Origin of the sequence: Nocardia camponoti (assembly GCF_014646135.1) — a bacterium.
GTDB lineage: Bacteria > Actinomycetota > Actinomycetes > Mycobacteriales > Mycobacteriaceae > Nocardia > Nocardia camponoti.
In genome coordinates, this window is sequence record NZ_BMMW01000003.1 from 754,036 (window position 1) to 776,064 (window position 22,029).

Below are 22,029 nucleotides of genomic sequence, written 5' to 3' on the forward strand. Positions count from 1 at the left end.
CCGTCCTCGCTTCTGTTGTTTACCGCTATTGGCGCTGTGCCCACTCCCACACCGTGCGTGCGCGACGTAGGTCAAGAATGCCTGGTGCGCCAACGTCGGTCGAGGCTGCCGCGATCTTGGCACGTAATCGTGCTGGGTCCATCGGCTTCACCGTATGTCCCGTCGTCTCAAATCGACGATTCCGTCGCGACTGCGCGGCGACCGCGTTCACCGGCGGCTCCTCGTACGCCATGCCGCCGGGGTGGGCGACGTGGTAGGTGCACCCACCGTGCGACACGCCCGTCGCGGGGTCGACCAGGTCGAAGACCAGCGGCGCGTCGACGGTGATCGACGGGTGCAGCGAGTTCGGCGGCTGCCACGCGCGGTAGCGCACGCCAGCGACCTGGACGTCGGCTTTGTCGGTCGCGAGCAGTGGGACCGGCATGCCGTTGCAGGTGAGGACGTAGCGACCGCGATCCGCGCCGACGACGCGGACTTGCAGCCGTTCCACCGACGAGTCGACGTAGCGGGCGGTGCCCTGACCGGTTGTTTGTTCGCCGAGGGTGAGCCACGGTTCGATCGCGCCGCGCAGTTCGATTTCCACGCCGTCGTGCACTGCGGTGCCGATGCGCGGGAACCGGAATTCGGTGAAGGGGTCAAGCCACGCCGTGTCGAAGTCGATGCCCGCTTCGCGCAGGTCAGCGGCCACTTCGGCGATGTCGTTGGTGAGGAAATGCGGCAGCAGGTAGCGGCCGTGCAGGTTGGCACCGTGGCGGATGAGCGGGGCGCGATAGGGCTTGTCCCAGAACATCGCGACGAGGCCGCGCACCAGCAGCGACTGCACCATCGCCATCTGGAAATGCGGCGGCATTTCGAAGCCGCGCAGTTCAAGGAGGCCGAGGCGACCGCGTGCCGAATCGGGGCTGTAGAGCTTGTCGATGCAGAACTCGGCGCGGTGGGTGTTGCCGGTGAGGTCGGTGAGCAGGTGCCGCAACGCGCGGTCGATATGCCAAGGGGCGGACTGAATTTCGCCGCCTTCTTCGTGCTCGGCACTGAGTCGCGCGATTTCGGCGAACGCGATTTCGAGCTCGTACAGCGCGGTCTCGCGACCTTCGTCGGCCCGTGGTGCCTGCGACGTCGGACCGACGAAGCGACCAGCGAACAGGTACGACAGGCTCGGGTGCCGCTGCCAGTAGGTGAGCATGGAAACGAGCAGGTCAGGACGCCTAAGCAACGGTGACCGCGCGGGCGACGTGCCGCCAAGCGTGATGTGATTGCCGCCGCCGGTGCCGCCGTGGGTGCCGTCGACGTCGAACGATTCGGTGCTCAGTCGCGCTAAACGTGCTTGCTCATACAGGGTTTCGAGCACCTGCGCCTGTTCGGCGAAGGACGAGGTCGGCATGATGTTGACCTCAATCACGCCCGGGTCCGGGGTTACCGAGAAAGTGTTGAGTCGCGAATCACTAGGAGGCGCATAGCCTTCCAGCACAACCGGCTGATTGATCGCGACCGCCGCCGCTTCAACTTTCGCGATGAGGTCGAGGAAGTCGGCGAGTTCGGCGACTGGGGGAAGGAACACATGCAGTCGGCCTTCGCGGACCTCGGCGACCAGGGCCGTCGTTGGGGTGAAGGTTGCCGGTTCGACGACAGCGGGGGCTGGCGGTTCATCACTTTCCGGCAGCGGGCGCTGATGCAGGGGGTCGGCGTCGGGCAGGATCGGCGGCGCGAACCAGGAGACCGATCCGATCGGGAGCCTGAGCCCGGCGGGTGAATCACCTTCGGCAAGAACGATTTTCCCCGGGCCGCCGCTGTCGTCGCGACCGCGCCGGAGCTGCCAGTCGGCGCTTGCCCACCCGGTTCCGTCGGCGCGCCGGTGGATGGGGAGGACGAAGGCGGTCGGCTGTTCGACGGACTGTTCGAGCTCGTCGAGGAGGATTTGCCGGACCTCGGGCGAGTCCTGCTCGGGGTCGATGTCGAGGGTTGGCGGTTCGCCGAAGGGCGCGCCAACGGTTGCGGCGAGGCGGGCAAGAGGATCCTCGAACGCGGGCCTGACCTGCTTTTCGGGCAGCCCAAGGGTGTTGGCGATGGCGGCGACGAGCTGTTGAGCGGCATCGATGTCGGCTGCGGCTGGGCGCGCGGCGAGGCCATTAGGCGCGGCATTGGCCGACTGCGCGACGGTTGATTGCACGTCGTTAGCTGATTCCGCACTCGCCTGCTGCGGCTGATCAGGGGTGGACGATGCGGGGGCGCGTTTAGCGGTTTTCCCCTTCGCCGACTTCGCGCTAGCGCGGGCGAGCTTGGCGGCCTTGCGACCCGCCTTTGCCGCCGCCTTAGCCTCTTCCCTCGCGAGCTTGGCAGCTTCCTTCGCGGCGGCCTTCGCCTTCTTACCGCTTTCGGCCAGCTTCGCCTTTCGCGCGCCCTTCCCGCTCTTTTTTGCGCTGGAGATTTCCGCATCAGGGACGGTTTCCCTTGCCGCACTGAGCGATTCATCGGCGAGGCCAAGCGCCTCCACCGCAGCCGCGACCTCGCCCGTCGGAGACTCAGGCGACGAAGGCTGGGCGGCAAGCTCCGGCTCATCATCGGTCAACCCAAGCGCGCGGACCGCAGCAACAACGTCGCCAACGCCTGTCGGGTCGAGAGCATCGACTTCAGTATCGAATTCCGGTGCGGCAGCGTCGGTTTCGTCAGCCAATCCCAGCGCGACTACCGCAGCCGAGACCGCACCACCGGGCACATGACGTCGCGCGTCGAACACCGCGGCCATGTCGAGCACGCTGTCGGGGTGCAACGCGAAGTGTTCGACCTCATGACGCGGGGCGTCCAGCATCGAAACTCCGGCTGAGCCATTCAAGCCGACATTGACCGAGTCGCCATCAGGCGAATCAGGTTCGGCAACAACGGAATCCGCGAAGTCGTCCGCATCAGCCAACCCCAACGCGACAACCGCGGCCGCGATCTCCGGGCGCGCGGCGGCAAACTTGCTCGCGGCAACAGCGGATTCTTCGCGAATCTCCGGTGACCACCCCGGCGCACCGACGCTGGCGGCAATGGGCGTCCACGGGTTCGTCAGCAAATCTTGGCGCTGCCAAATCGGCACCCCATCGGCCCGCCACGCGATCGCGATTTCCCAGCGTGGCAGCGGTTCGCCCGGGTACCACTTGCCCTGGCGGTACTGCACGATGCCGCCGGGAGCGTAGATGGCACGGAGGCGGTCGCCAAGGTCGACGGCACGTTCGCGCTTGTGCTGACCGTCGGCGTCGGTGGTCCACTGCGCGCTGACCTGGTCGTCAATGGAAACGAACGTCGGCTCGCCACCCATCGTGAGACCAACACCAGCCATGCGCTTGTCGATCGCCGCACCGGAAGCGACGATGCGCTCCCACTGAGACTCCGTGTAGGGCAACGTAACTCGCGGGTCTTCGTGAATCCGGCGAACCACGTTGCTGAATTCGAGCGTCGACTCGGTGATACCGGTAGCGCCCGTGATCGGCGCTGCCGAACCAGGGTGCGGCGTCGCGGCGAGCGGAATGTGGCCTTCACCAGCGAAAAGTCCCGACGTCGGGTCCATGCCGACCCAGCCAGCGCCCGGCAGGTAGACCTCGGTCCACGCGTGCAGGTCGGTGAAGTCGGCGCTTGGCCCGGACGGCCCATCGAGCGACGGAACGTCGGAGGTCAACTGCACCAAATACCCCGAAACGAACCGCGCGGCCAGCCCAAGTTCGCGCAGCGCGGCAACAAGCAACCACGCCGAATCGCGGCACGAACCGAGCGCGGCGCGCAGCGTGTGGTCGGGGGTTTGCACGCCGGGTTCGAGGCGAACGGTGTAGTCGACGCGGTTGCGCAGCGCGTAGTTGAGGTCGACGAGGTAGTCGATCGACCGAATCCGCCCCTGCGGCCGATGCGCGCGCACCCACTCGCGCAGCAGCTCGCCAGGGCCAGAACCGGGACCGTCTTCGTCGACCGGCTTCAGGTAGGGGGCGAGGTCGTCGGCGAGGGCGTCGTCGTAGCGGAAGGGGAAGTATTCGGCGTAATCCTCGATGAAGAAGTCGAACGGATTCACCACTTCAAGATCGGCGATCAGCCCGACGGTGATCGACAACTCTTTCGTCGGCTCTGGAAATACAAGGCGCGCAACGAAATTGCCAAACGCGTCCTGCTGCCAGTTGATGAAGTGCTCAGCCGGGGTCACCGCTAGCGAATACGCCTCGATCCGGGTGCGCGAATGCGGCGCGGGCCGTAGCCGCACCTCATGCGGATGCACCTCAACTAGCCGGTCAAAGGAGTACGCGGTCCGGTGTTCCAGTGCCACCTTGATACCCATGACCCCAGTTGACCACAGACGACCCCCACCTCGTCGGGCTACGAAACGCGAGTTTCCAGGTCGAAACACCGTGGTAATCGCAACGCGGCCCCTTGCCTGGTCGCTGCCTGGTCCCGTTTGTCATGTCGTGGCCGTAAAATAATCCCGTGAGCTACGACCTGATCCTCTTACCGTCCGGCGTTGCCACTTCCATCGACGAAGTCGACGCCTACCTGGCCGCTCAAGAGGGCCAACCTGAGTCCGCGACCGTCGCCGACATCGCCGCGGAGATCAACGCGCGCAACGCCGCGCTACCCGCAAGCGACACCTTCCTCGCGACCGATTCCGTCGGCGGCGCGCCCAGCGGAACAACGCTGACCGTTTCGTCGCCGTACGACGCGCTCGGCTTCGTCCGCAACCTGCTTTTCGATCTCGCAACCCCACGCGACTACGCCATCTACGACCCGCAGCTCAGCTGGTTGATTGATCCGAAGGATCACATCCCGGTCAGCGTCACCCACGGCGGGGCAGGCGAATTCCCTTATCTCACTGAGGAATTGGCGCACAACTGGGTAGCCGGCCTGTCGGACCCGAACCCGTACCTGATTGTCGAGCGCGGCGACCAGCGCTACATCCAGACCTACCGCGACCAGCGCGGCGAATACACCCTCGAATACCGCGACGGCTCACCGCAACGGCATTTCGGGACTGTGCTTGCCGACCCCGACGAGGTCGCGCGCATCATTTGGGACTGGACAACCGATCCGGCCAGCGTCGAAAAAGACGTGGCCTGGACCGGCGTCGAGCTCTAAAGCGTCCGCCGCCCCGAAAGCGCACGGCCGAGCGTCAGCTCGTCGGCGAATTCCAGATCGCCACCCATCGGCAACCCCGACGCCAACCGCGTCACGGTAAGCCCGGGGAAATCGCGCAGCATCCGCACGAGGTAAGTCGCGGTCGCCTCACCCTCGGTGTTGGGGTCGGTCGCGATGATCACCTCGCTCACATCAATGCCATCTTCTTGATTTCCGATGCGCGTCAACAACTCTCGAATGCGCAACTGATCGGGACCGACCCCGCTGAGCGGGTCGAGCGCGCCGCCGAGCACGTGGTACCGCCCACGGAACTCGCGCGTGCGCTCGATCGCCTGCACATCCTTCGGCTCTTCAACCACACAAATCATCGTGCGGTCGCGACGCGGGTCGGCACAGATCCGGCACAGCTCACCATCGGCGACCGTGCCGCATGACGCGCAAAATCGCACACCGTCGCGCACCTTTTGCAGGGCCGATTGCAGCCGGTCGATTTCCGGCGGCTCAATCCCGAGCAGGTGAAAGGCGATGCGCTGCGCGCTTTTTGGACCAACTCCGGGCAGTTTGCCCAGCTCGTCGATCAGATCCTGAACCGGACCCTCATACATCAGAAGTCGGGCAGACCGGGCAGCGAGCCGCCACCGAGACCGGCCGACAGTGGGCCGAGGCGTTCGGCGGCGAGCGCTTGCGCGTTGGTCATCGCGTCGTTGACGGCGCCGATGATGAGGTCCTGCAAGCCGTCGACATCGGCCGGATCGACGACCTTCGGGTCGATCGTCAACGCGGTGATTTCGCCGCTGACCTTGATGGTGACCTGCACAAGTCCGTTGCCAGCCGAGCCCTGCACCTCCGACTCAGCAAGCTCAGCCTGGGCAGCCATCACGGCCTGCTGCATCTGCTGCGCCTGGGCGAGCAGGGCCTGCATATCGAACTGTCCACCGTCAGGTTGCACGGCAACTCCGTATCGTTTGGCGGCTTACGCCGCGAGGGTTTTAAGGCTTTACAGCCTTGTCCGCAGTCTAGTCGCGCGCGACCTCGTGCCCGCGCCTGCTTGACCCTCCCCCAACGGGAGAGTGTTCGCTAGAACACATGACAGCGACCGTGGCGATCGGCGAGTTCGCCCGCCTCACCCATTTGAGCGTCAAAACTCTGCGCTTCTATCACGAGATCGCCCTGCTTGAGCCGGTCTCGGTCGACGCGGCGACGGGGTATCGACGCTATGGCACCAACCAAATCGAGCGCGCGCAGCTCATCCGCCGACTGCGCGCGCTGGAAATGCCGTTGAGCGAGATCCAAACGGTGGTTTCGACTACCGACCCCGCCGTCCGCGACGACGCGTTGCGCGCGCACCTGACCAGCATGGAAACGCGACTGCACGACACCGGCGCGGCGATCGCGTCGTTGCGCGCGCTGCTCACCGAGCCGACCGCGCCAATTCGCGTGCAGTATCGCGTTGAACCGGCCTTCCCCGCGCTCACGCTCACCGCCCGCGTTGCCCACGCCGACATCAGCGGATGGTGCGGCGACGCTTTCGAACGCATCTACGTCGCGCTTGCCGACGCGGACCTACTGCCCGCTGGCGTCGCGGGCGCGACCTATTCGACCGAGTTCTTCGCCGACGACGTCGGCGAGGTGACCGCTTACGTCCCGGTCGCTGGCGATGCTGCCATTACCGACGCTGACCTGCGCATAGTCGAACTGCCCGTTCGCATCTACGCGGTCGCGCTGCACGACGGCCCGTTCGAAGACTTCGACCGAACCTACGGCGCGTTAGGCGCGCACGTCGCCGAACACGCGAGTGCCCTACCCGACGAGCCCATCCGCGAGCGCTACCTCATCGGCCCTGATCAGTCCCACAATCCAGCCGACTACCGCACCGAAGTCTGCTGGCCAATCACCGCAAAAGGAGCAAACTCATGACCATCGAACTCGGCAACATCACCTTCGACTGCGACAACGCACAGACCCTTGCGACGTTCTACGCCGAACTGCTCGGGCGCGAAGTCAACCCGGACGCGTCGGAATTGTTCGCGACGGTCGCGGGCAGCCCGATCCTGATGTTCCTCAAAGTCGACGACAAAACACCAGGTAAAAACGTGATTCACCTCGACCTGCACGCCGTCGATTGGCAGGAAGAAATCGCGCGAGCGGTAAGCATCGGCGCGAAACACATCGGCGACTTCAACGAATACGGCACCGAATGGGCCACCCTCGCCGACCCGGAAGGAAACCTCTTCGACATCGGTCGCGGATAAAAAAAGTCGCGACCCGAACCAACTCGGGGCGCGACTTCTGTACTAGCTCAAGCTAATTCGCGCTGCAGGTTCGCAAGCACCTCGGCCTGAATCTTCTTGAGCCCCAACGGCGCGAAGATTCCTTCGAAGATGCCAGCGATGCCGCCCGCGCCGGTCCAGGTGGTTGCGATGGTTACCCGCGAACCACCATCTTCGGGCGTGACCGTCCAGGTGTTGACCATCGACGAGTTGCCGTCACGCTCGGTGACGATCGTGTCGGCAACGGTCACGTCGGCGCGCACGTTGCGCGAACGCTTCTCGGTGGCCTGCAACGTCCACTCAACGACCGTGCCCGCGCCCTTGCCGCCGGAAACCACCTTGTAATCGCGGTAATGCGAGGAAAGGATGCGCGGACGAACCGTCTCGTAATCGGCGATCGCGTCGAGGGCCCGCTGCGGGTCCGCGGCGACGACGATCGAACTGCTTGCGCTGACCTGTCCCACTATTGACTCCTGATGTGCTGAAGGTTGCGTCTTTCGAGTAGGTCTCATCCTGCCCTAACTCAACAGCTGAGTGACATTTCCCCGGCGCGTACCCGTATCCAGTGGCCCGGAATGGCCCGGCGTACTAGCGTCGGTTGGGTGGCAGTCAGTCTGTTGGGCAGAGCCGGCCACGAACCGGCCGCACGCGAGTCTGGATTCCCCGCGCACCGGGAAGGTGTGCAGCGATTGTTGGCGAGTTATCACGCGATTCCGCCCGGCGCTGTCGTCCGATTGGCAAAGAAAACCTCTAATCTCTTCCGCGCACGAGCGGCCACTTCAACCCCTGGCCTCGACGTTTCCGGCTTGGCGAGCGTGATCGCCGTCGACCCTGTCGCCCGCACCGCCGACGTCGCGGGCATGACAACTTATGAAGACCTCGTCGCGGCCACCTTGCCGTACGGGCTCGCGCCTTTCGTCGTTCCGCAGCTCAAGACCATCACCCTCGGTGGCGCGGTAACCGGACTTGGCATCGAGTCGACCTCGTTCCGCAACGGTCTTCCGCACGAATCGGTGCTGGAAATGGACATCCTCACCGGCGCTGGCGAAGTGATCACCGCGACACCCGACAACGAGCACGCCGACCTGTTCAAAGGTTTCCCGAACTCCTACGGCACGCTCGGTTACACGGTTCGCCTCAAGATCGAACTGGAACCGGTTAAGCCGTTCGTCGCACTGCGTCACCTGCGCTTTCACTCACTGCGCGAACTCGAAACCGCACTCGACCGCATCGTCGCGGACCGGGAGTTCGAAGGTGAAAAGGTCGACTATCTCGACGGCGTTGTTTTCACCGCCGACGAGTCCTATCTGACGCTCGGCCGCCAAACCGACGAGTCCGGCCCCGTCAGCGACTACACCGATATGGACATCTACTACCGGTCGCTGCAGCACCCCGACGGCGTCAAACGCGACCGCCTCACCATCAGCGACTACCTGTGGCGCTGGGACACCGACTGGTTCTGGTGCTCACGCGCGTTCGGCACCCAGAACCCGCGTATCCGGCGGTTTTGGCCGAAGAAGTATCGTCGCAGCAGTTTTTACTGGAAGCTCATCGCACTCGATCGCAAGTACGGCATCGGCGACAAACTCGAAGCGCGCCAAGGCAATCCACCGCGCGAGCGCGTCGTGCAAGACATTGAGGTGCCAGTCGAGCGCACTGCTGATTTCGTCGAATGGTTCCTCAAGGAAATACCGATCGAGCCGATCTGGTTGTGCCCGTTGAGGTTACGCGAGAACGCTGTCGATGCCGACGGCGAACGCGCGTGGCCGCTCTACCCGCTTGAGCCGAATCGCACCTATGTCAACGTCGGCTTTTGGTCGGCGGTACCGACTGTCGCGGGCCAGCCCGAAGGCACGGCCAACCGTGCCATTGAAGCCAAGGTCACCGAACTGGACGGCCACAAGTCGCTCTATTCGGACTCCTACTACGACGAAGCCGAATTCGCCGCGCTCTACGGCGGCGATGTGTACGCCCAACTCAAGAACCGTTACGACCCGAACCAACGACTGCTGAATCTGTATTCGAAGGCGGTGCAACGTAAATGACGACATTCAAGGACCGATCTGAAGTTTTGGCTGAGCTGGGCACCCGGCTCACCATCGCTGAGGTCGTCGACACCCTGGTCAAGGGCGACCTGCCTATCCGCATCAACGCCTACGACGGCAGCGCGACCGGCCCCGACGACGCCGAGTTCACCCTCGACATCAAAACGCCGCGCGGCATCAACTACCTGGCGTCGGCTCCTGGCGACCTCGGGTTGGCACGGGCCTACATCGCCGGCGACATGATCGCCAACGGGGTACACCCCGGCGACCCGTACAACATCCTAAAAGCCATGCAGGGCATCAAGTTTCACCGTCCGTCGGCGCTGTCGCTGGTGACGATCGCCCGCTCGCTCGGCTGGGAGCGGCTCAAGCCCATCGCGCCGCCGCCGCAGGAAACGCTGCCGCGCTGGCGGCGCATCGCGCTAGAAGGCTTGCGCCACTCCAAGACTCGCGACGCCGAAGCCATCCACCACCACTACGACGTGTCGAACACGTTCTACGAATACGTGCTCGGTCCGTCGATGACCTACACCTGCGCGGTTTACGATTCGCCCGAACAGACCCTTGAGCAGGCGCAAGAGAACAAATACCGCCTGATCTTTGAAAAGCTGCGGCTCAAACCCGGCGATCGACTACTCGACATCGGCTGCGGCTGGGGCGGCATGGTCCGCTACGCGGCGCGACGCGGCGTGCACGTGATCGGCGTGACGCTGTCAGCTGAGCAGGCCGGTTGGGCGCAAGCCAAGATCATCGAAGAGGGTCTTTCCGAATTCGCCGAAGTTCGCCACAGCGACTACCGCGACATCGCCGAAGGCGACTTCGACGCGGTCTCGTCGATCGGCCTCACCGAGCACATCGGCGTGCACAACTACCCGTTCTACTTCGGGTTCATCAAGGACAAACTGCGGGTCGGCGGCCTTTTCCTGAACCACTGCATCACCCGCCCCGACAACACGCGAACCACGAAAGCGGGCGACTTCATCGACCGCTACGTGTTCCCCGACGGCGAACTCATCGGCTCGGGCCGCATCATCTCCGACATCCAAAACCTGGGCGGTCTTGAGGTGCTGCACGAGGAGAACTTGCGCGAGCATTACGCACTCACGCTGGAACAATGGTGCAAGAACCTAGTCGACAACTGGGAGAAGTGTGTCGCCGAAGTTGGCGAGGGTACGGCGAAGGTGTGGGGCTTGTACATGGCGGGCTGTCGCCTTGGTTTCCAGCGCAACGTGGTCCAGCTGCACCACGTTTTGGGCGTGAAATTGGACGAAAACGGCACCTGGGACGTCCCGTTGCGCCCGTGGTGGACCCCGTAGCGAGCTGGACACTCGCCCATCAGGCTCTCAGGTAGAAACGCACTCGGCCGTTGTTTACCTGAGAGCCTGATGATCTTGCTCTACGACTTCGCGTAGTCCGCGTAACCCTGCCAATCGAGCATTACGCAGGGTTCTTCGCCGACTACCCACGCATCATGGCCGGGCGGTACGACCATTAAGTCGCCAGGGCCGAAGTCCTGGGCTTCGCCGTCGTCCATTTCCACGTGCAGGTGGCCCGACAGGCAGTAACCGATGTGCGGGGCCTCGCAACTATCGGTGCCCGCGATTGGTTTTACGTGGTCTGACCAGCGCCAACCCGGTTCGAACACCGCGCGCCCAACCGGGCCGACCTCGGTGGTGAGCAGGTCGAGATGGCCCATATCGCCCTCGAACGGGCGGATTTCCTCAGGTGAGTTGAAGTTCTTCCTAACCATCGACATGACGAGACTCGTTCCAGCAGCAGGTCGGCAAGCCGCCATGTCGTGGTCCACCGTCCCCGAACGGCCTGCGGCGGTCGGCGCTCGTTTCAATGTGTTCTCGCCACAGCGCCGAATCTCCACCCGATGGATGCTCTATCAAGCTAGCTTGGTTATGTAGGGCTTCGTTTGTACAGGCAAGCCGGTGCCGCCGATTTACGAGAGGTGGTCACATGGAACCGCAGCAGCTGCGTACGCAGCGGGGGCTTGGCGAAATGCCGCCTGCCGCAACGGGTACGCAGCGCGCGGTCGCTCCGGGGGTCACCGATGAGATGGTCATCGCGGAGCTGGCCGCGATGGGACTCACCGAAGCGCGCGAAATCGGGCGCGGCGGGTTCGGCGTTGTCTATCGGGCGCATCAGCCCGCGCTCGACCGGGTAGTCGCGGTCAAAGTGCTTTCCGCCGAGATCGATATGGAAAGCAAGCAGCGGTTTCTGCGCGAAGAGCAGGCGATGGGTCGACTGTCTGGTCACCCGAATATCGTCGATATTCTCGAAGTCGACGTCACGCCGTCGGGGTTGCCGCTCATCGTGATGCCGTTCAGTTCGCATGGGTCGCTTGAGCGGCTGATTCATGATCGCGGACCGTTCACCTGGTCAGACACCTTGCGTGCCGGGGTGAAGCTCGCTGCCGCGATCGAGTCGGCGCATCGCGCGGGGATTTTGCACCGCGACGTCAAGCCTGCCAACGTCCTGATCAGCGACTATGGCGAACCGCAGCTCACCGACTTCGGCATCGCGCGCATACCCGGCGGTTTCCAGACGTCGAGTGGACTCATCACCGGTTCGCCCGCGTTCACCGCGCCCGAAGTATTGAAGGGCCACGAACCGACCGCACAGTCTGATATTTACGGACTTGGTGCCACGTTGTTCGCGCTGCTCACCGGCCACGCCGCCTTCGAACGTCAGGCTGGCGAGAAGGTATTCGCCCAGTTCCTGCGCATCACGACTCAGCCCGTCCCCGACCTGCGCGACCAGGACATCCCGGCCGACGTCGCCGCCGCGATCGAGCGGGCGATGTCGCCGGAACCGGCCGACCGCCCCCTCACCGCCGCCGACTTCGGCGAACTGTTGCGCGGGGTGCAGCGGGACCACGGGCAGTTGCCGGACGAAATGGCACTGCTTGAGGCTGACGGACTGCCCGCCGACACGTCGGCTCCGCAGGCATTGCGTGGGGTAACGGCACGCCGAAGCAGCCCGTTGACGTTGCGTTCGGCGGGTCCGTCGGTGGGGATTGATCGGCCCGAACAGGGTGGAGATGGTCAGGGCGACGGGTCGGACGGGGCCGCGCTCACGGGCAGCGGCTCGCACGACATCATCGGTGCTCCAACCGGCGACCGCACGCGTACCTTTCCGCCAACTGCGGCGACCAAGTTTCGGCCGCCGACCCCCGCGCGCGAGCGGCTCCCCCGACAGCGCCTGCTCGACGTCTTCCGTGCGGGCGGGCAACGGCGGTTGGCGCTGGTCCACGCGCCCGCCGGGTTCGGCAAAAGCACGCTGGTCGCACAATGGCGGGCCGCGCTCGTCGCGCACGGGATCGCCGTCGCGTGGCTTGGCATCGACTCCGATGACGACAACGAGGTCTGGTTCCTCGCCCACCTCATCGAAGCCATTCGCCGCGTGCGCCCCGACGTCGGCGAAGGGCTTGAGCAGGTGCTTGAGCAGCGGCCCGCCGACGGCGTCGCGTTCGTGATCGCCAAGCTCATCGACGAGATTCACGCGAGCGACCAGCCCGTTGTCGTTGTCGTCGACGACTGGCACCGCGTCCGGAACCCGGGCGCGCAGCGCGCGATGGCAACGCTGCTCGACAACGGTTGCCATCACGTGCGGTTCGTCGTCACCAGTCGCGACCGCACCGGCCTGCCGATCAGTCGCCTGCGGGTGCGCGACGAACTGGTCGAACTCGGCGCGCCGCAACTGCGCCTCACTGAGGCGGAAACGCGCAACATCCTCGTCGAACGCAACGGTTTCGCGTTGTCGGACGGGCAGGTCGAACAGATTCATGCCGCTACCGACGGCTGGCCCGCCGCGATCCAGCTGATCAGTTTGTCGCTGCGCGGCAACGCCGACCCCGCGCAACTGCTCACCTCGCTCGCCGAGGGCGGGCACGGGATTCGTGAGTATCTCGCCGAGAACGTCCTCGACGCGCTCGAACCCGACATGCTCGACTTCCTCATGACCATTTCGGTGGTCGAACGCGTGAACGGCCCGCTCGCAACCGCGCTCACCGAACTTCCCGACGCGGCGGCCCGGCTCGACGTCGCTGAGCAACGCGAGCTGTTCCTGCATCGCCTCGAGCAAGATCCCGGCTGGTATCGGATGCAGCCGCTCTTCGCCGAACAATTGCGCGACCGACTCGAACGCATCGACCCGGCACGGTCAAAGTCATTGCACCGCAAGGCTGCTCGCTGGTTCGCTGAGCACCAGCTTTTGCGCAAGTCGGTCGACCACGCGCTCGCGGCGACCGACCTCAAGCTCGCCGCCGACCTGCTGGAAAGTGGCGGTATGGACCTCATCGACGGTTCACGCCTCGCAACCTTGCTCGGCAGCGTCTCCAAACTTCCTGTGCAGCAAGTGACTTCGCGGTCGAAGCTGTTGATGGCGGTGGCGCGAGCGAACATGAACCTCCAACAGACGAGCGCGCTGGGCCGACTGTCCAACATCCTTTCGCGCGGTACGGGGGCCGACGCTCCACTCGAACAGCGTTGCGCGGCAGCCGTTCTCGACGCAGCGGACCGCGTCGCGCACGATGACACATCGTCGGTTGCCGATCGACTCGCCGAAACGCTCGCGTCCGCAGACCAACTCCCGGCATGGCTGGTTTCGACAGCAGCCAACCTCACCTCCTTTGTTCGACTCTGCGACTTCGATTACGCGGGCGCGATCGAAATGCAGGACTGGGCCGAGGACTACCACGCGCGATCGAAAGACCCGCTCGGCCCGGTTTTCGGTCTACTCGCCCGTGGGCACGCCGCCTACCAGCAGCTCGACATCGCCACCGCGGCCGCCTGCTACGACGAGGCGTACCAGCGCGCCCGCGCGACGGCCGGTCCGCGCTCCGACGCCGCGCGCATCGCCGCCGCACTGTTTGGCGAGGTCGCGTATCGACGCGGCGACCTCGCGACGGCCGACCAATTGCTCGATGAGAGTCACGAACTGGTGAGTCGCATTGGGCCCGTTGAGTTTTTGATCGCGACCTTCGTTGTTGGCGCGCGGGTGAAAGCGGCACTCGGCGACCACTACACCGCGGCCGCTCGACTCGACGAGGGCGCGCGGGTTGCCGCTGAGAACGGCCTCGCCCGACTCGACGCGCACGTGCGGGCGGAACGGTCGCGCCTCGGCCTGCCCGGCGGGACCACCAGCACCGACCGATTCGCCGACCCTGCGGGCAACGTCGTTCGAGGTCGGACGGGTGCGGCAGCGCTAATTGTGGAGACGCGCGAAATCGCCGAAATCCGTGCGTTGCTCGCCGAACAGCGCCTGCGGGCCGACGACCGCGCGGCCCGTCGGGCGCGAGTGCTGCACGCGCGAATGCTCGACCAGGCCCGCCCCCGCGCAGAACTCGACACCACGCTGTTGCTCGCCGAGTGCCTGGCGGCGGCGGGGTGGGTCGGCGAAGCGGCCGGTTTGGTGCTGCCAGTTTTGCGAACGTGCGCCCAATTGGGCTGGACCCGACCGCTTTTGGACGCTGGTCCTGGCGTAGTCGGCCTACTGCACGTCCTGCACACCCAGTCCCACGACGGCCAGCCGCACCCGGTCCTCGCGGAGGTCCCGGTCGACTTCCTAGACGAACTCCTCGCCTAACGGGCTCGATAGCTGGTTCGCAAGTTCCCCTTTGGCAGTGATGCGTAGGGTCTATCGCGACAGTCAGCCAAGAGTTGGGGGTAAGCAGTGACGTTTCCCGGTGCGCAGCAGGGTCAGTGGGGCCAGCCCTACGGAGCGCCTTTACCACCGAAGCCGCCGCGCAAATCCGGTGCGGCGTGGCTGGTCGTCGCGTTGGTCGCCGTTATTGGGTTACTCGGCGGAACGGTTCTGCTCGTTGCCAGCCGCGACGGGGTGGCGGGCGTCGCGATCGCTGCCGAGCCAACAAGCCTGCCGACAACAACGTCGCTTACCCCGACAACAACGGCGAAGAAGCCGCCCGCGCAAGGCGCACGCCTGAGTTACACCGATTACGACGGTAATTGGGACTACAAAATGGGCTCGGTCGAACTCCGGGCGACCTGGGTCGAAGGCCGCGACCACACAACGTGCGCGCCGATCGAAAAAGACGGAAAACTCAGCAGTTTGGGCTGCCAGTACGCGGCCGAAATGGTCTTGACCGCCGAAAACGGCACGGTGAAACTGACCCAGTTCATCCTCTCGATGCCCGACGCCGCGTCGGCGAAAACGGCTGCCGAAAAGATCACCGACGCCGACCTCAAACTGCGCCCCGGCACCACGATCGACAAGTTCGAAACCGGAAAGTGGCGGGCAGGCGACAGCAGCACCTACGTAGTCATCACGCTCGCGACCGGCGCACCGGGCGTCGCCGTGCCGGTTGTCGAAAAGTACTTGAAGCACCGCCACGTAGACATCGTGAGCGCGATCCTGTTCCGCTAGTCAGGAACGCGAAAGCCCCCGCTCGCCTAAACGAACGGGGGCTTTGTGCGCCTAAGCGCCGCTAACTACTTGCGCAGCGAAGCCGGAACCTCGAAGCGCGGGCCGAACTTCGCGGCCAGCTCGTCGGCGCGAGCGACGAACGCTTCCTGGCCGCCCGGGTAGCCAACGATGAACTGGTGCGAACCACCGGTCCACGCCGGGAAACCGATGCCGAAGATCGAGCCAATGTTCGCGTCGGCGGTGCTCGTGAGCACGCCTTCGTCGAAGCACTTCTGGGTCTCGATGGCCTCAGCGAACATCATGCGGTCCTTGAGGTCATCGAAGGTGACACCCTCAGGGAGCTCACGGCTGCTGTTGAAGGTCTCACGCAGACCGTCCCAGATGCCGGTGGCCTTGCCGTCGACGTAGTCGTAGAAACCAGCGCCGCCAGCCTTGCCCTTGCGGGCGAACTCGTCGACGAGCTTGTCGATGACCTCGGCCGACGCCTTCGACGCGGCGTTGATCTCGTCCTCGCGACCAGCGTCGATGAGCGCCTGACGGGTCTCCTTGGCGATCTTCTGCATGGTCGTGAAGTTGAGCTCATCGCTCAGCTTCAGCGGCGCGGCAGGGTAACCGGCCTGGAGGCCAGCCTGCTCGACGGTCGACGGGTCGACACCCTCGGCGACCATCGCGATGGCCTCGTTGATGAACGTGCCGATGACGCGCGAGGTGAAGAAGCCACGGCTGTCGTTGACGACGATCGGGGTCTTCTTGATGGCGAGCGTGTAGTCGTACACCCGGGCAAGCGCCTCGTCAGAGGTGTTGTCGCCCTTGATGATCTCGACCAGCGGCATCTTGTCGACGGGGGAGAAGAAGTGGATGCCGATGAAGTCCTCGGACCGCTTCACACCTTCGGAAAGGAGGGTGATGGGCAGGGTCGAGGTGTTCGAGCCGAGCAGCGCGTCGGGGTCGACGATGTCTTCGATTTCCTGGAAGACCTTGTTCTTGAGGTCAGGGTTCTCGAAGACGGCCTCGATCACGAAGTCGACGCCCTTGAAATCAGCGGCGTCGGCAGTCGGGGTGATGCGAGCGAGCAGCTCAGCCGACTTCTCCGGGGTGGTCTTGCCACGCGAAAGCGCCTTGGCCTCAATGGCTTCCGAGTACGCCTTACCCTTTTCGGCAGCGGCGAGCTCGACATCCTTGAGCACAACCTCGTAGCCGGCCTTGGCCGAAACGTAGGCGATGCCCGCGCCCATCATGCCGGCACCGATGACGCCGATCTTCTTGATGTCGCGCTTGGGGACGTCCTTCGGACGCGAACCGCCACCGTTGATGTGGTTCAGGTCGAAGAAGAACGCCTGGATCATGTTCTTCGCGACCGGCCCGGTGAGCAGGTTCGTGAAGTAACGACCCTCGATGGTGAGCGCGTTGTCGATGTCGACCTGCGCACCCTCAACCGCGGCAGCCATGATCGCGCGCGGCGCGGGCATGTTGGCACCCTTGATCTGCTTGCGCAGGTTGGCGGGGAAGGCCGGGAGGTTCGCGGCGAACGCGGGGGTCGACGGGGTGCCGCCGGGGATGCGGAAGCCCTTCTTGTCCCACGGCTGCGCGGCATCCGGGTTAGCGGCGATCCACGCCTTGGCGGCCGGGATCAGCTCGTCGACCGAGGAAACAACCTCGTCGACAAGGCCGATTTCCTTCGCCTTGGTGACACGGTGACGCTGACCCTGCAGCAGCACCTGCATCAGCGCGTTCTGCAGACCGAGCATGCGGGTGACGCGGGTGACGCCGCCGCCGCCGGGGAGCAGGCCGAGCGACACCTCGGGCAGGCCGATGGCCGAACCCTTGACGTCGGCGGCGATGCGGTGGTGGGTGGCGAGGGCGATCTCAAGACCGCCGCCGAGCGCAGCGCCGTTGATGGCCGCGACGACCGGCTTGCCGAGCTGCTCGAGGCGACGCAGCGGGCCCTTGACGCCGTCGAGCATCTCGACGACCTGAGCCGCGTCGTTCGGGCCAACCTGAAGCATGTTCTTCAGGTCGCCGCCTGCGAAGAAGGTCTTCTTGCCCGAGGTGATGATGACACCGGTGATGTCGTCCTTCTCAGCCTCAAGGCGATCAACGGTCGCGGCCATCGAGTTGATGTACGCGTCGTTCATCGTGTTCGCGCCCTGGGAGGGGTCGTCGATGGTCAGGACGACCACGCCGTCGGCGTCCTTTTCCCAGCCGATGATGTTGTCAGTCATAGTTTTTCGTTCTCTCCTATGAGGAAGGTCGGCTGGCTTTAGACGCGCTCGATGATGGTGGCGACGCCCATGCCGCCGCCGATGCACAGGGTGATCAGGCCGTAGCGCGCGTTGCGACGCTCCAGCTCGTCGACCACGGTGCCGGTGATCATCGCGCCGGTGGCACCAAGCGGGTGGCCCATCGCGATCGCGCCACCGTTGACGTTGAGCTTCTCGTCCGGGATGTTGAGGTCGCGCTGGAACTTGAGCACGACCGAGGCGAACGCCTCGTTGATCTCGAACAGGTCGATGTCGTCGACCGTGAGGCCCGCCTTGGCAAGCGCCTTCTGCGCGGCCGGGGTGGGGCCGGTGAGCATGATGGTCGAGTCGGCACCCGAGGTGGCGGTCGAGACGACGCGCGCACGCGGGGTGAGGCCCGAAGCCTTGCCAGCCTCTTCCGAACCAACGAGCACGAGGGCGGCGCCATCGACGATGCCCGAGCTGTTGCCACCGTGGTGAACGTGGTTGATCTTCTCGATGTAGGGGAACTTCTGCAGCGCGACAGCGTCGAAGCCACCCATTTCGCCGATGCCAGCGAACGCCGGGTTCAGCTTGCCGAGGTCGGCGGCGGTGGTGCCGGGACGCATGTGCTCGTCGTTGTCGAGGACAACGAGGCCGTTCTGGTCGAGGACCGGAACGATCGACTTGGCGAAGTAACCGCCGGTGGTCGCCTTAGCGGCAAGGTCCTGCGAACGCACGGCGTAGGCATCGACATCGTCGCGGCTGAAGCCCTCGATGGTGGCGATGAGGTCGGCCGAGATGCCCTGCGGCACGAAGTACGCGTCGTAGTTGGTTGCCGGGTCGAGCGCCCAAGCGCCGCCATCGGAACCCATCGGAACGCGCGACATCGACTCGACGCCACCGGCGATAACCAGGTCGTCGAAGCCCGAACGCACCTTCTGCGCGGCCAGGTTCACGGCCTCAAGGCCGGAGGCGCAGAAGCGGTTGAGCTGGAAGCCGCCGACAGTGTCGGGCAGGCCAGCGATGGTGACGGCGGTGCGCGCGATGTCCATGCCCTGGTCGCCGACCGGGGTAACAACACCCAGGATGACGTCCGAGATCTGGTCCTCGTCGAGGTTCGGGAAGCGGTTACGCAACTCCTGGATCAGACCGACGGTGAGGTCGATCGGCTTGACCGAATGCAGCGAGCCGTTCTTCTTGCCGCGGCCGCGCGGAGTGCGGATGGCCTCGTAGATGTAGGCCTCTGTCGTCATATCGGACGGTTTCCTTCCTTGGGGTGCGGTGGCCGCACTACATGGACGCGAACGCTCCGGCCACGATGTTCATAGTACCGTGCGCGTGCGAACTCCGGTTAACTTAACGCCGTTGAAGCGGCGGCTGTCAACCGTCTAGCTTGCGTGCGCCTAGCTCGCTGCGCAGCAACGCGATGGCGACCTCGTCTGGGTCCTGCCGATCGCCCGGCGCAACCGGCACGGCGGCCGCGGCGAGCATCTCCTGTTCCTCCTCTGGGGTCGGTGGAGCGGGAACAGCCGAGCGGGCGAAATCGGGTGGCGCGTCGGGGCCTGGATCGTCGGGCAGGTCGGGGAAATCCGGCGGCGGAATGTCGTCGTCGCTTGCGCGATTGGCACGGTTGGGCGCGGTATTGGCCGCGTTCACCTGGCTCGGTCGGGAAAACTGCGGGCGGGTTGCCGGCTTACTTTGTTCGCCCGTTGTCGGTGAATCGGGACGCGACGCTGGCCCTCGCGTACTAGCCGCACGAGCGTTCGCCGCGGCGGCGGGCCGTTGCGTTGGCCCGCCCGTTTCCCAGCGCACATCCAGCGCGCGACCTAAGACAGCGGCGACCGCCGAACGGACCGCGTCGAGGTTGCGCGGATCGGAAAGTCGCTGGGCGAGCGGGGGGCTTTGGTGTGCGAAGACGACAACGTCGCCTTCGACGCGGGCGACGGATGCGCCGGAGAGAAGGGCTTGCAAGGTTGGCCCGAATTCCCGAACGCGCGTTTTGATGTCGGGCCATGCGGCGTCGACCATCGTGAGGAGGTCTTCGGTTGAATCCTGCTGGGCGACACGAGGATTGGTGTCGATGTCCTCGGGCGCGGAAGGCTGCTGTTCCTGCTGACGGGCCTGCTGCGGTTGCGCAACCGGCCGCTGCTCAGTTGGCGACCCCGGCGACGTGGAAACGGACACAGCGGGTGACGTGGACGCAGCGGGCGACGTGGACGCAGGCGATCCAGCAACCGGCGGCACGCCGCGTTTCGGCGCACCGGCAGAATCCGGACCAGGCACCTCGGCAATTGGGCGGGCAGGCGACGGTGCGGCAGCTTCGGCGCTCGGGCGGTCGGCTGGCGGTGCAGCCGCTTCGGCGCTCGGGCGGCCGACTGGCGGTGTAGCCGTTTCGGCAGTTGGGCGGGCAGCAGGCGGTGTAGCCGTTTCGCCGATCGGGCGCGCAGCGGGAGCGGGCTCAGGGTGAGCGACTGGCGCATCCGGGGCCGAACCCCGAACGGCTGCTTCCTTTTCCGCACGCGCCGCCGCCAACAACTCGGCACCACGGCGGCCCGAGCTCGGGGCAGGTGACGCGGCCGAAGGCGCGGCAGCGGTCACTTCCGCAACCGAAGTTTCCGCGCGCGGCACCACAACCCCGCTACTCATCCCCCGCTCAAGCCGCTCCAACCGCTGCAACGTTGCCGACTCCGCGTCCGACACCGACGGCAACAGCATGCGAGCCGCGATGACCTCGAGCAGCAACCGCGGCGCGGTTGCCCCTCGCATCTCGCCGAGGCCCTCATGCAGCAGCTCGGCGTAGCGGGTCAGGGTGGCTGGGCCGACACTTTCGGCCTGCCCGCGCATGCGCTCAAGCACATCACCCGGGCCCGAAACCAGGGCGCGCTCAACGGCATCGGGCACCGCGCGCATAAGAATGAGGTCGCGCAGCCGCTCCAACAGGTCGACGGCGAAGCGACGCGGGTCGTGTCCAGCTTCGACAACGCGGTCGATCGTCCCGAACAGCGCGGCACCGTCGCTAGCGGCGAGCGCGGCGATCGCGTCGTCGATCAACGCCACATCGGTAACGCCAAGCAGCGAAACCGCGCGCGGGTACGTGACTCCCTCAGGTCCGGCACCGGCAAGCAACTGGTCGAGCACACTGAGGCTGTCGCGCGGTGAACCGCCGCCAGCGCGAATAACCAAGGGGTACACGGCTTCTTCGACGGCAACACTCTCTTGCTCGCAGATATTGCCGAGCAGCCCGCGCATCGTGGCAGGCGGCAGAAGCCGGAACGGGTAGTGATGCGTGCGCGAGCGGATGGTTGGCAACACCTTTTCCGGCTCGGTTGTCGCGAAGATGAAGATCAAATGGGCTGGCGGTTCTTCAACGATCTTGAGGAGCGCATTGAACCCCGCCGTGGTGACCATGTGCGCCTCATCGACGATGAAAACGCGATAGCGCGACTCGGCAGGGGCGTAAAACGCGCGATCGCGCAGTTCACGAGTGTCGTCGACACCGCCGTGGCTTGCCGCGTCGAGTTCGATGACGTCGAGATTGCCGCTGCCGCCAGGCCCGAGCGCGACGCACGACGGACAGACCCCGCACGGCTTAGAGGTAGGTCCCTCAACACAATTGAGCGAACGAGCCAGGATTCGAGCCGACGACGTTTTGCCACAGCCGCGCGGGCCGGAGAAGAGGTAGGCATGGCTGATTCGTCCGGTGTCCAGCGCCGTGCTGAGCGGGTCGGTTACGTGCTCCTGACCCACTACTTCGGCGAAGGTCGCCGGTCGATATTTCCGGTACAGAGCCACGTCCACAGGCTACTAGCGCGCACCGACAGACATTTTCGCGCATCGCGACCGTCGCCAGCCGCCACGCTCCCATGTGATGCAAATCACATTCACATCAGGAGTTGGCTCACACCCGCAAACCGTACCCAGCAGTGCAATGCGCGAGCTATCCCGCGTAGCGGCAGTGTGAAAAAGCTATTCATTCCGAACATCAGCGCTGGTAAGTCGGGCAATACC

15 protein-coding genes are annotated in these 22,029 nt (G+C 65.1%); 7 read left to right on the forward strand and 8 right to left on the reverse strand.

Features of this window, described 5'->3' with window-relative positions:
- Positions 1-25: 25 nt before the first annotated feature.
- On the reverse strand, positions 26-4,300 hold the full coding sequence (locus IEX78_RS24355) for a transglutaminase family protein (protein WP_229684080.1): 4,275 nt from the start codon (positions 4,298-4,300) through the stop codon (positions 26-28).
- 146 nt (positions 4,301-4,446) lie between these two features.
- Here IEX78_RS24355 and IEX78_RS18415 point away from each other — a divergent pair, with 146 nt between their 5' ends.
- Complete coding sequence (locus tag IEX78_RS18415) at positions 4,447-5,091, forward strand: hypothetical protein (protein WP_188830190.1); 645 nt, start codon at positions 4,447-4,449, stop codon at positions 5,089-5,091.
- Here IEX78_RS18415 and recR read toward each other — a convergent pair.
- Both recR and IEX78_RS18425 read right to left on the reverse strand, forming a co-directional pair.
- On the reverse strand, positions 5,088-5,696 hold the full coding sequence (gene recR, locus IEX78_RS18420) for a recombination mediator RecR (protein ID WP_188830191.1): 609 nt from the start codon (positions 5,694-5,696) through the stop codon (positions 5,088-5,090). The genes IEX78_RS18415 and recR overlap by 4 nt on opposite strands.
- Entirely contained in the window at positions 5,696-6,013 is a 318-nt protein-coding gene (locus tag IEX78_RS18425; RefSeq protein WP_373291618.1) for a YbaB/EbfC family nucleoid-associated protein, read from the reverse strand. Before IEX78_RS18425 ends, recR begins: the two co-directional genes overlap by 1 nt.
- 164 nt (positions 6,014-6,177) lie before the next feature.
- Between IEX78_RS18425 and IEX78_RS18430 the strand changes: the two genes are divergently transcribed.
- A complete protein-coding gene (locus tag IEX78_RS18430) occupies positions 6,178-7,008 on the forward strand; it encodes a MerR family transcriptional regulator (protein WP_188830193.1) in 831 nt (276 codons plus the stop codon).
- The gene (locus IEX78_RS18435) at positions 7,005-7,343 is read left to right on the forward strand and encodes a VOC family protein (protein WP_188830194.1); all 339 of its coding nucleotides are present in this window, start codon (positions 7,005-7,007) and stop codon (positions 7,341-7,343) included. The genes IEX78_RS18430 and IEX78_RS18435 overlap by 4 nt, the downstream gene beginning before the upstream one ends.
- Positions 7,344-7,390: 47 nt before the next feature.
- On the opposite strand, the gene IEX78_RS18440 is transcribed toward IEX78_RS18435, so the two are convergent.
- Positions 7,391-7,825: an SRPBCC family protein gene (locus tag IEX78_RS18440; RefSeq protein ID WP_188830195.1), complete on the reverse strand. Its 435-nt coding sequence runs from the start codon at positions 7,823-7,825 to the stop codon at positions 7,391-7,393.
- A 138-nt stretch (positions 7,826-7,963) separates the two neighbouring features.
- Here IEX78_RS18440 and IEX78_RS18445 point away from each other — a divergent pair, with 138 nt between their 5' ends.
- Together IEX78_RS18445 and IEX78_RS18450 are read left to right on the forward strand one after the other, a co-directional pair.
- On the forward strand, positions 7,964-9,406 hold the full coding sequence (locus IEX78_RS18445; protein ID WP_229684081.1) for an FAD-binding oxidoreductase: 1,443 nt from the start codon (positions 7,964-7,966) through the stop codon (positions 9,404-9,406).
- Positions 9,403-10,722, forward strand: a complete 1,320-nt coding sequence (locus tag IEX78_RS18450) for a class I SAM-dependent methyltransferase (protein ID WP_188830197.1) — start codon at positions 9,403-9,405, stop codon at positions 10,720-10,722. The genes IEX78_RS18445 and IEX78_RS18450 overlap by 4 nt, the downstream gene beginning before the upstream one ends.
- Before the next feature lie 80 nt (positions 10,723-10,802).
- On the opposite strand, the gene IEX78_RS18455 is transcribed toward IEX78_RS18450, so the two are convergent.
- The gene (locus tag IEX78_RS18455) at positions 10,803-11,162 is read right to left on the reverse strand and encodes a cupin domain-containing protein (RefSeq protein WP_229684082.1); all 360 of its coding nucleotides are present in this window, start codon (positions 11,160-11,162) and stop codon (positions 10,803-10,805) included.
- A 209-nt stretch (positions 11,163-11,371) separates the two neighbouring features.
- Between IEX78_RS18455 and IEX78_RS18460 the strand changes: the two genes are divergently transcribed.
- Complete coding sequence (locus IEX78_RS18460; protein ID WP_373291610.1) at positions 11,372-15,001, forward strand: serine/threonine-protein kinase; 3,630 nt, start codon at positions 11,372-11,374, stop codon at positions 14,999-15,001.
- A gap of 87 nt (positions 15,002-15,088) precedes the next feature.
- Positions 15,089-15,799: a hypothetical protein gene (locus IEX78_RS18465; protein WP_188830198.1), complete on the forward strand. Its 711-nt coding sequence runs from the start codon at positions 15,089-15,091 to the stop codon at positions 15,797-15,799.
- A 65-nt stretch (positions 15,800-15,864) separates the two neighbouring features.
- Here the strand turns inward: IEX78_RS18465 and IEX78_RS18470 are convergent, their stop codons facing one another.
- From IEX78_RS18470 to IEX78_RS18480, 3 genes are all read right to left on the reverse strand, one after another.
- A complete protein-coding gene (locus IEX78_RS18470) occupies positions 15,865-18,021 on the reverse strand; it encodes a 3-hydroxyacyl-CoA dehydrogenase NAD-binding domain-containing protein (RefSeq protein ID WP_188830199.1) in 2,157 nt (718 codons plus the stop codon).
- 38 nt (positions 18,022-18,059) lie between these two features.
- A complete protein-coding gene (locus tag IEX78_RS18475; protein WP_188830200.1) occupies positions 18,060-19,274 on the reverse strand; it encodes an acetyl-CoA C-acetyltransferase in 1,215 nt (404 codons plus the stop codon).
- Positions 19,275-19,401: 127 nt separating this feature from the next.
- Positions 19,402-21,813, reverse strand: coding sequence for a DNA polymerase III subunit gamma and tau (locus IEX78_RS18480; RefSeq protein ID WP_188830201.1), 2,412 nt, complete (start codon positions 21,811-21,813; stop codon positions 19,402-19,404).
- Positions 21,814-22,029 lie beyond the last annotated feature (216 nt).

Excerpts from the sequence above, each read along its gene's own strand:
- IEX78_RS24355 (WP_229684080.1), bottom strand. The coding sequence starts at position 4,300 with ATGGGTATCAAGGTGGCACTGGAACACCGGACCGCGTACTCCTTTGAC.
- recR (WP_188830191.1), bottom strand. The coding sequence starts at position 5,696 with ATGTATGAGGGTCCGGTTCAGGATCTGATCGACGAGCTGGGCAAACTG.
- IEX78_RS18425 (WP_373291618.1), bottom strand. The coding sequence starts at position 6,013 with ATGCAGGCCCTGCTCGCCCAGGCGCAGCAGATGCAGCAGGCCGTGATG.
- IEX78_RS18430 (WP_188830193.1), top strand. The coding sequence starts at position 6,178 with ATGACAGCGACCGTGGCGATCGGCGAGTTCGCCCGCCTCACCCATTTG.
- IEX78_RS18435 (WP_188830194.1), top strand. The coding sequence starts at position 7,005 with ATGACCATCGAACTCGGCAACATCACCTTCGACTGCGACAACGCACAG.
- IEX78_RS18450 (WP_188830197.1), top strand. The coding sequence starts at position 9,403 with ATGACGACATTCAAGGACCGATCTGAAGTTTTGGCTGAGCTGGGCACC.
- IEX78_RS18455 (WP_229684082.1), bottom strand. The coding sequence starts at position 11,162 with ATGTCGATGGTTAGGAAGAACTTCAACTCACCTGAGGAAATCCGCCCG.
- IEX78_RS18460 (WP_373291610.1), top strand. The coding sequence starts at position 11,372 with ATGGAACCGCAGCAGCTGCGTACGCAGCGGGGGCTTGGCGAAATGCCG.
- IEX78_RS18470 (WP_188830199.1), bottom strand. The coding sequence starts at position 18,021 with ATGACTGACAACATCATCGGCTGGGAAAAGGACGCCGACGGCGTGGTC.
- IEX78_RS18475 (WP_188830200.1), bottom strand. The coding sequence starts at position 19,274 with ATGACGACAGAGGCCTACATCTACGAGGCCATCCGCACTCCGCGCGGC.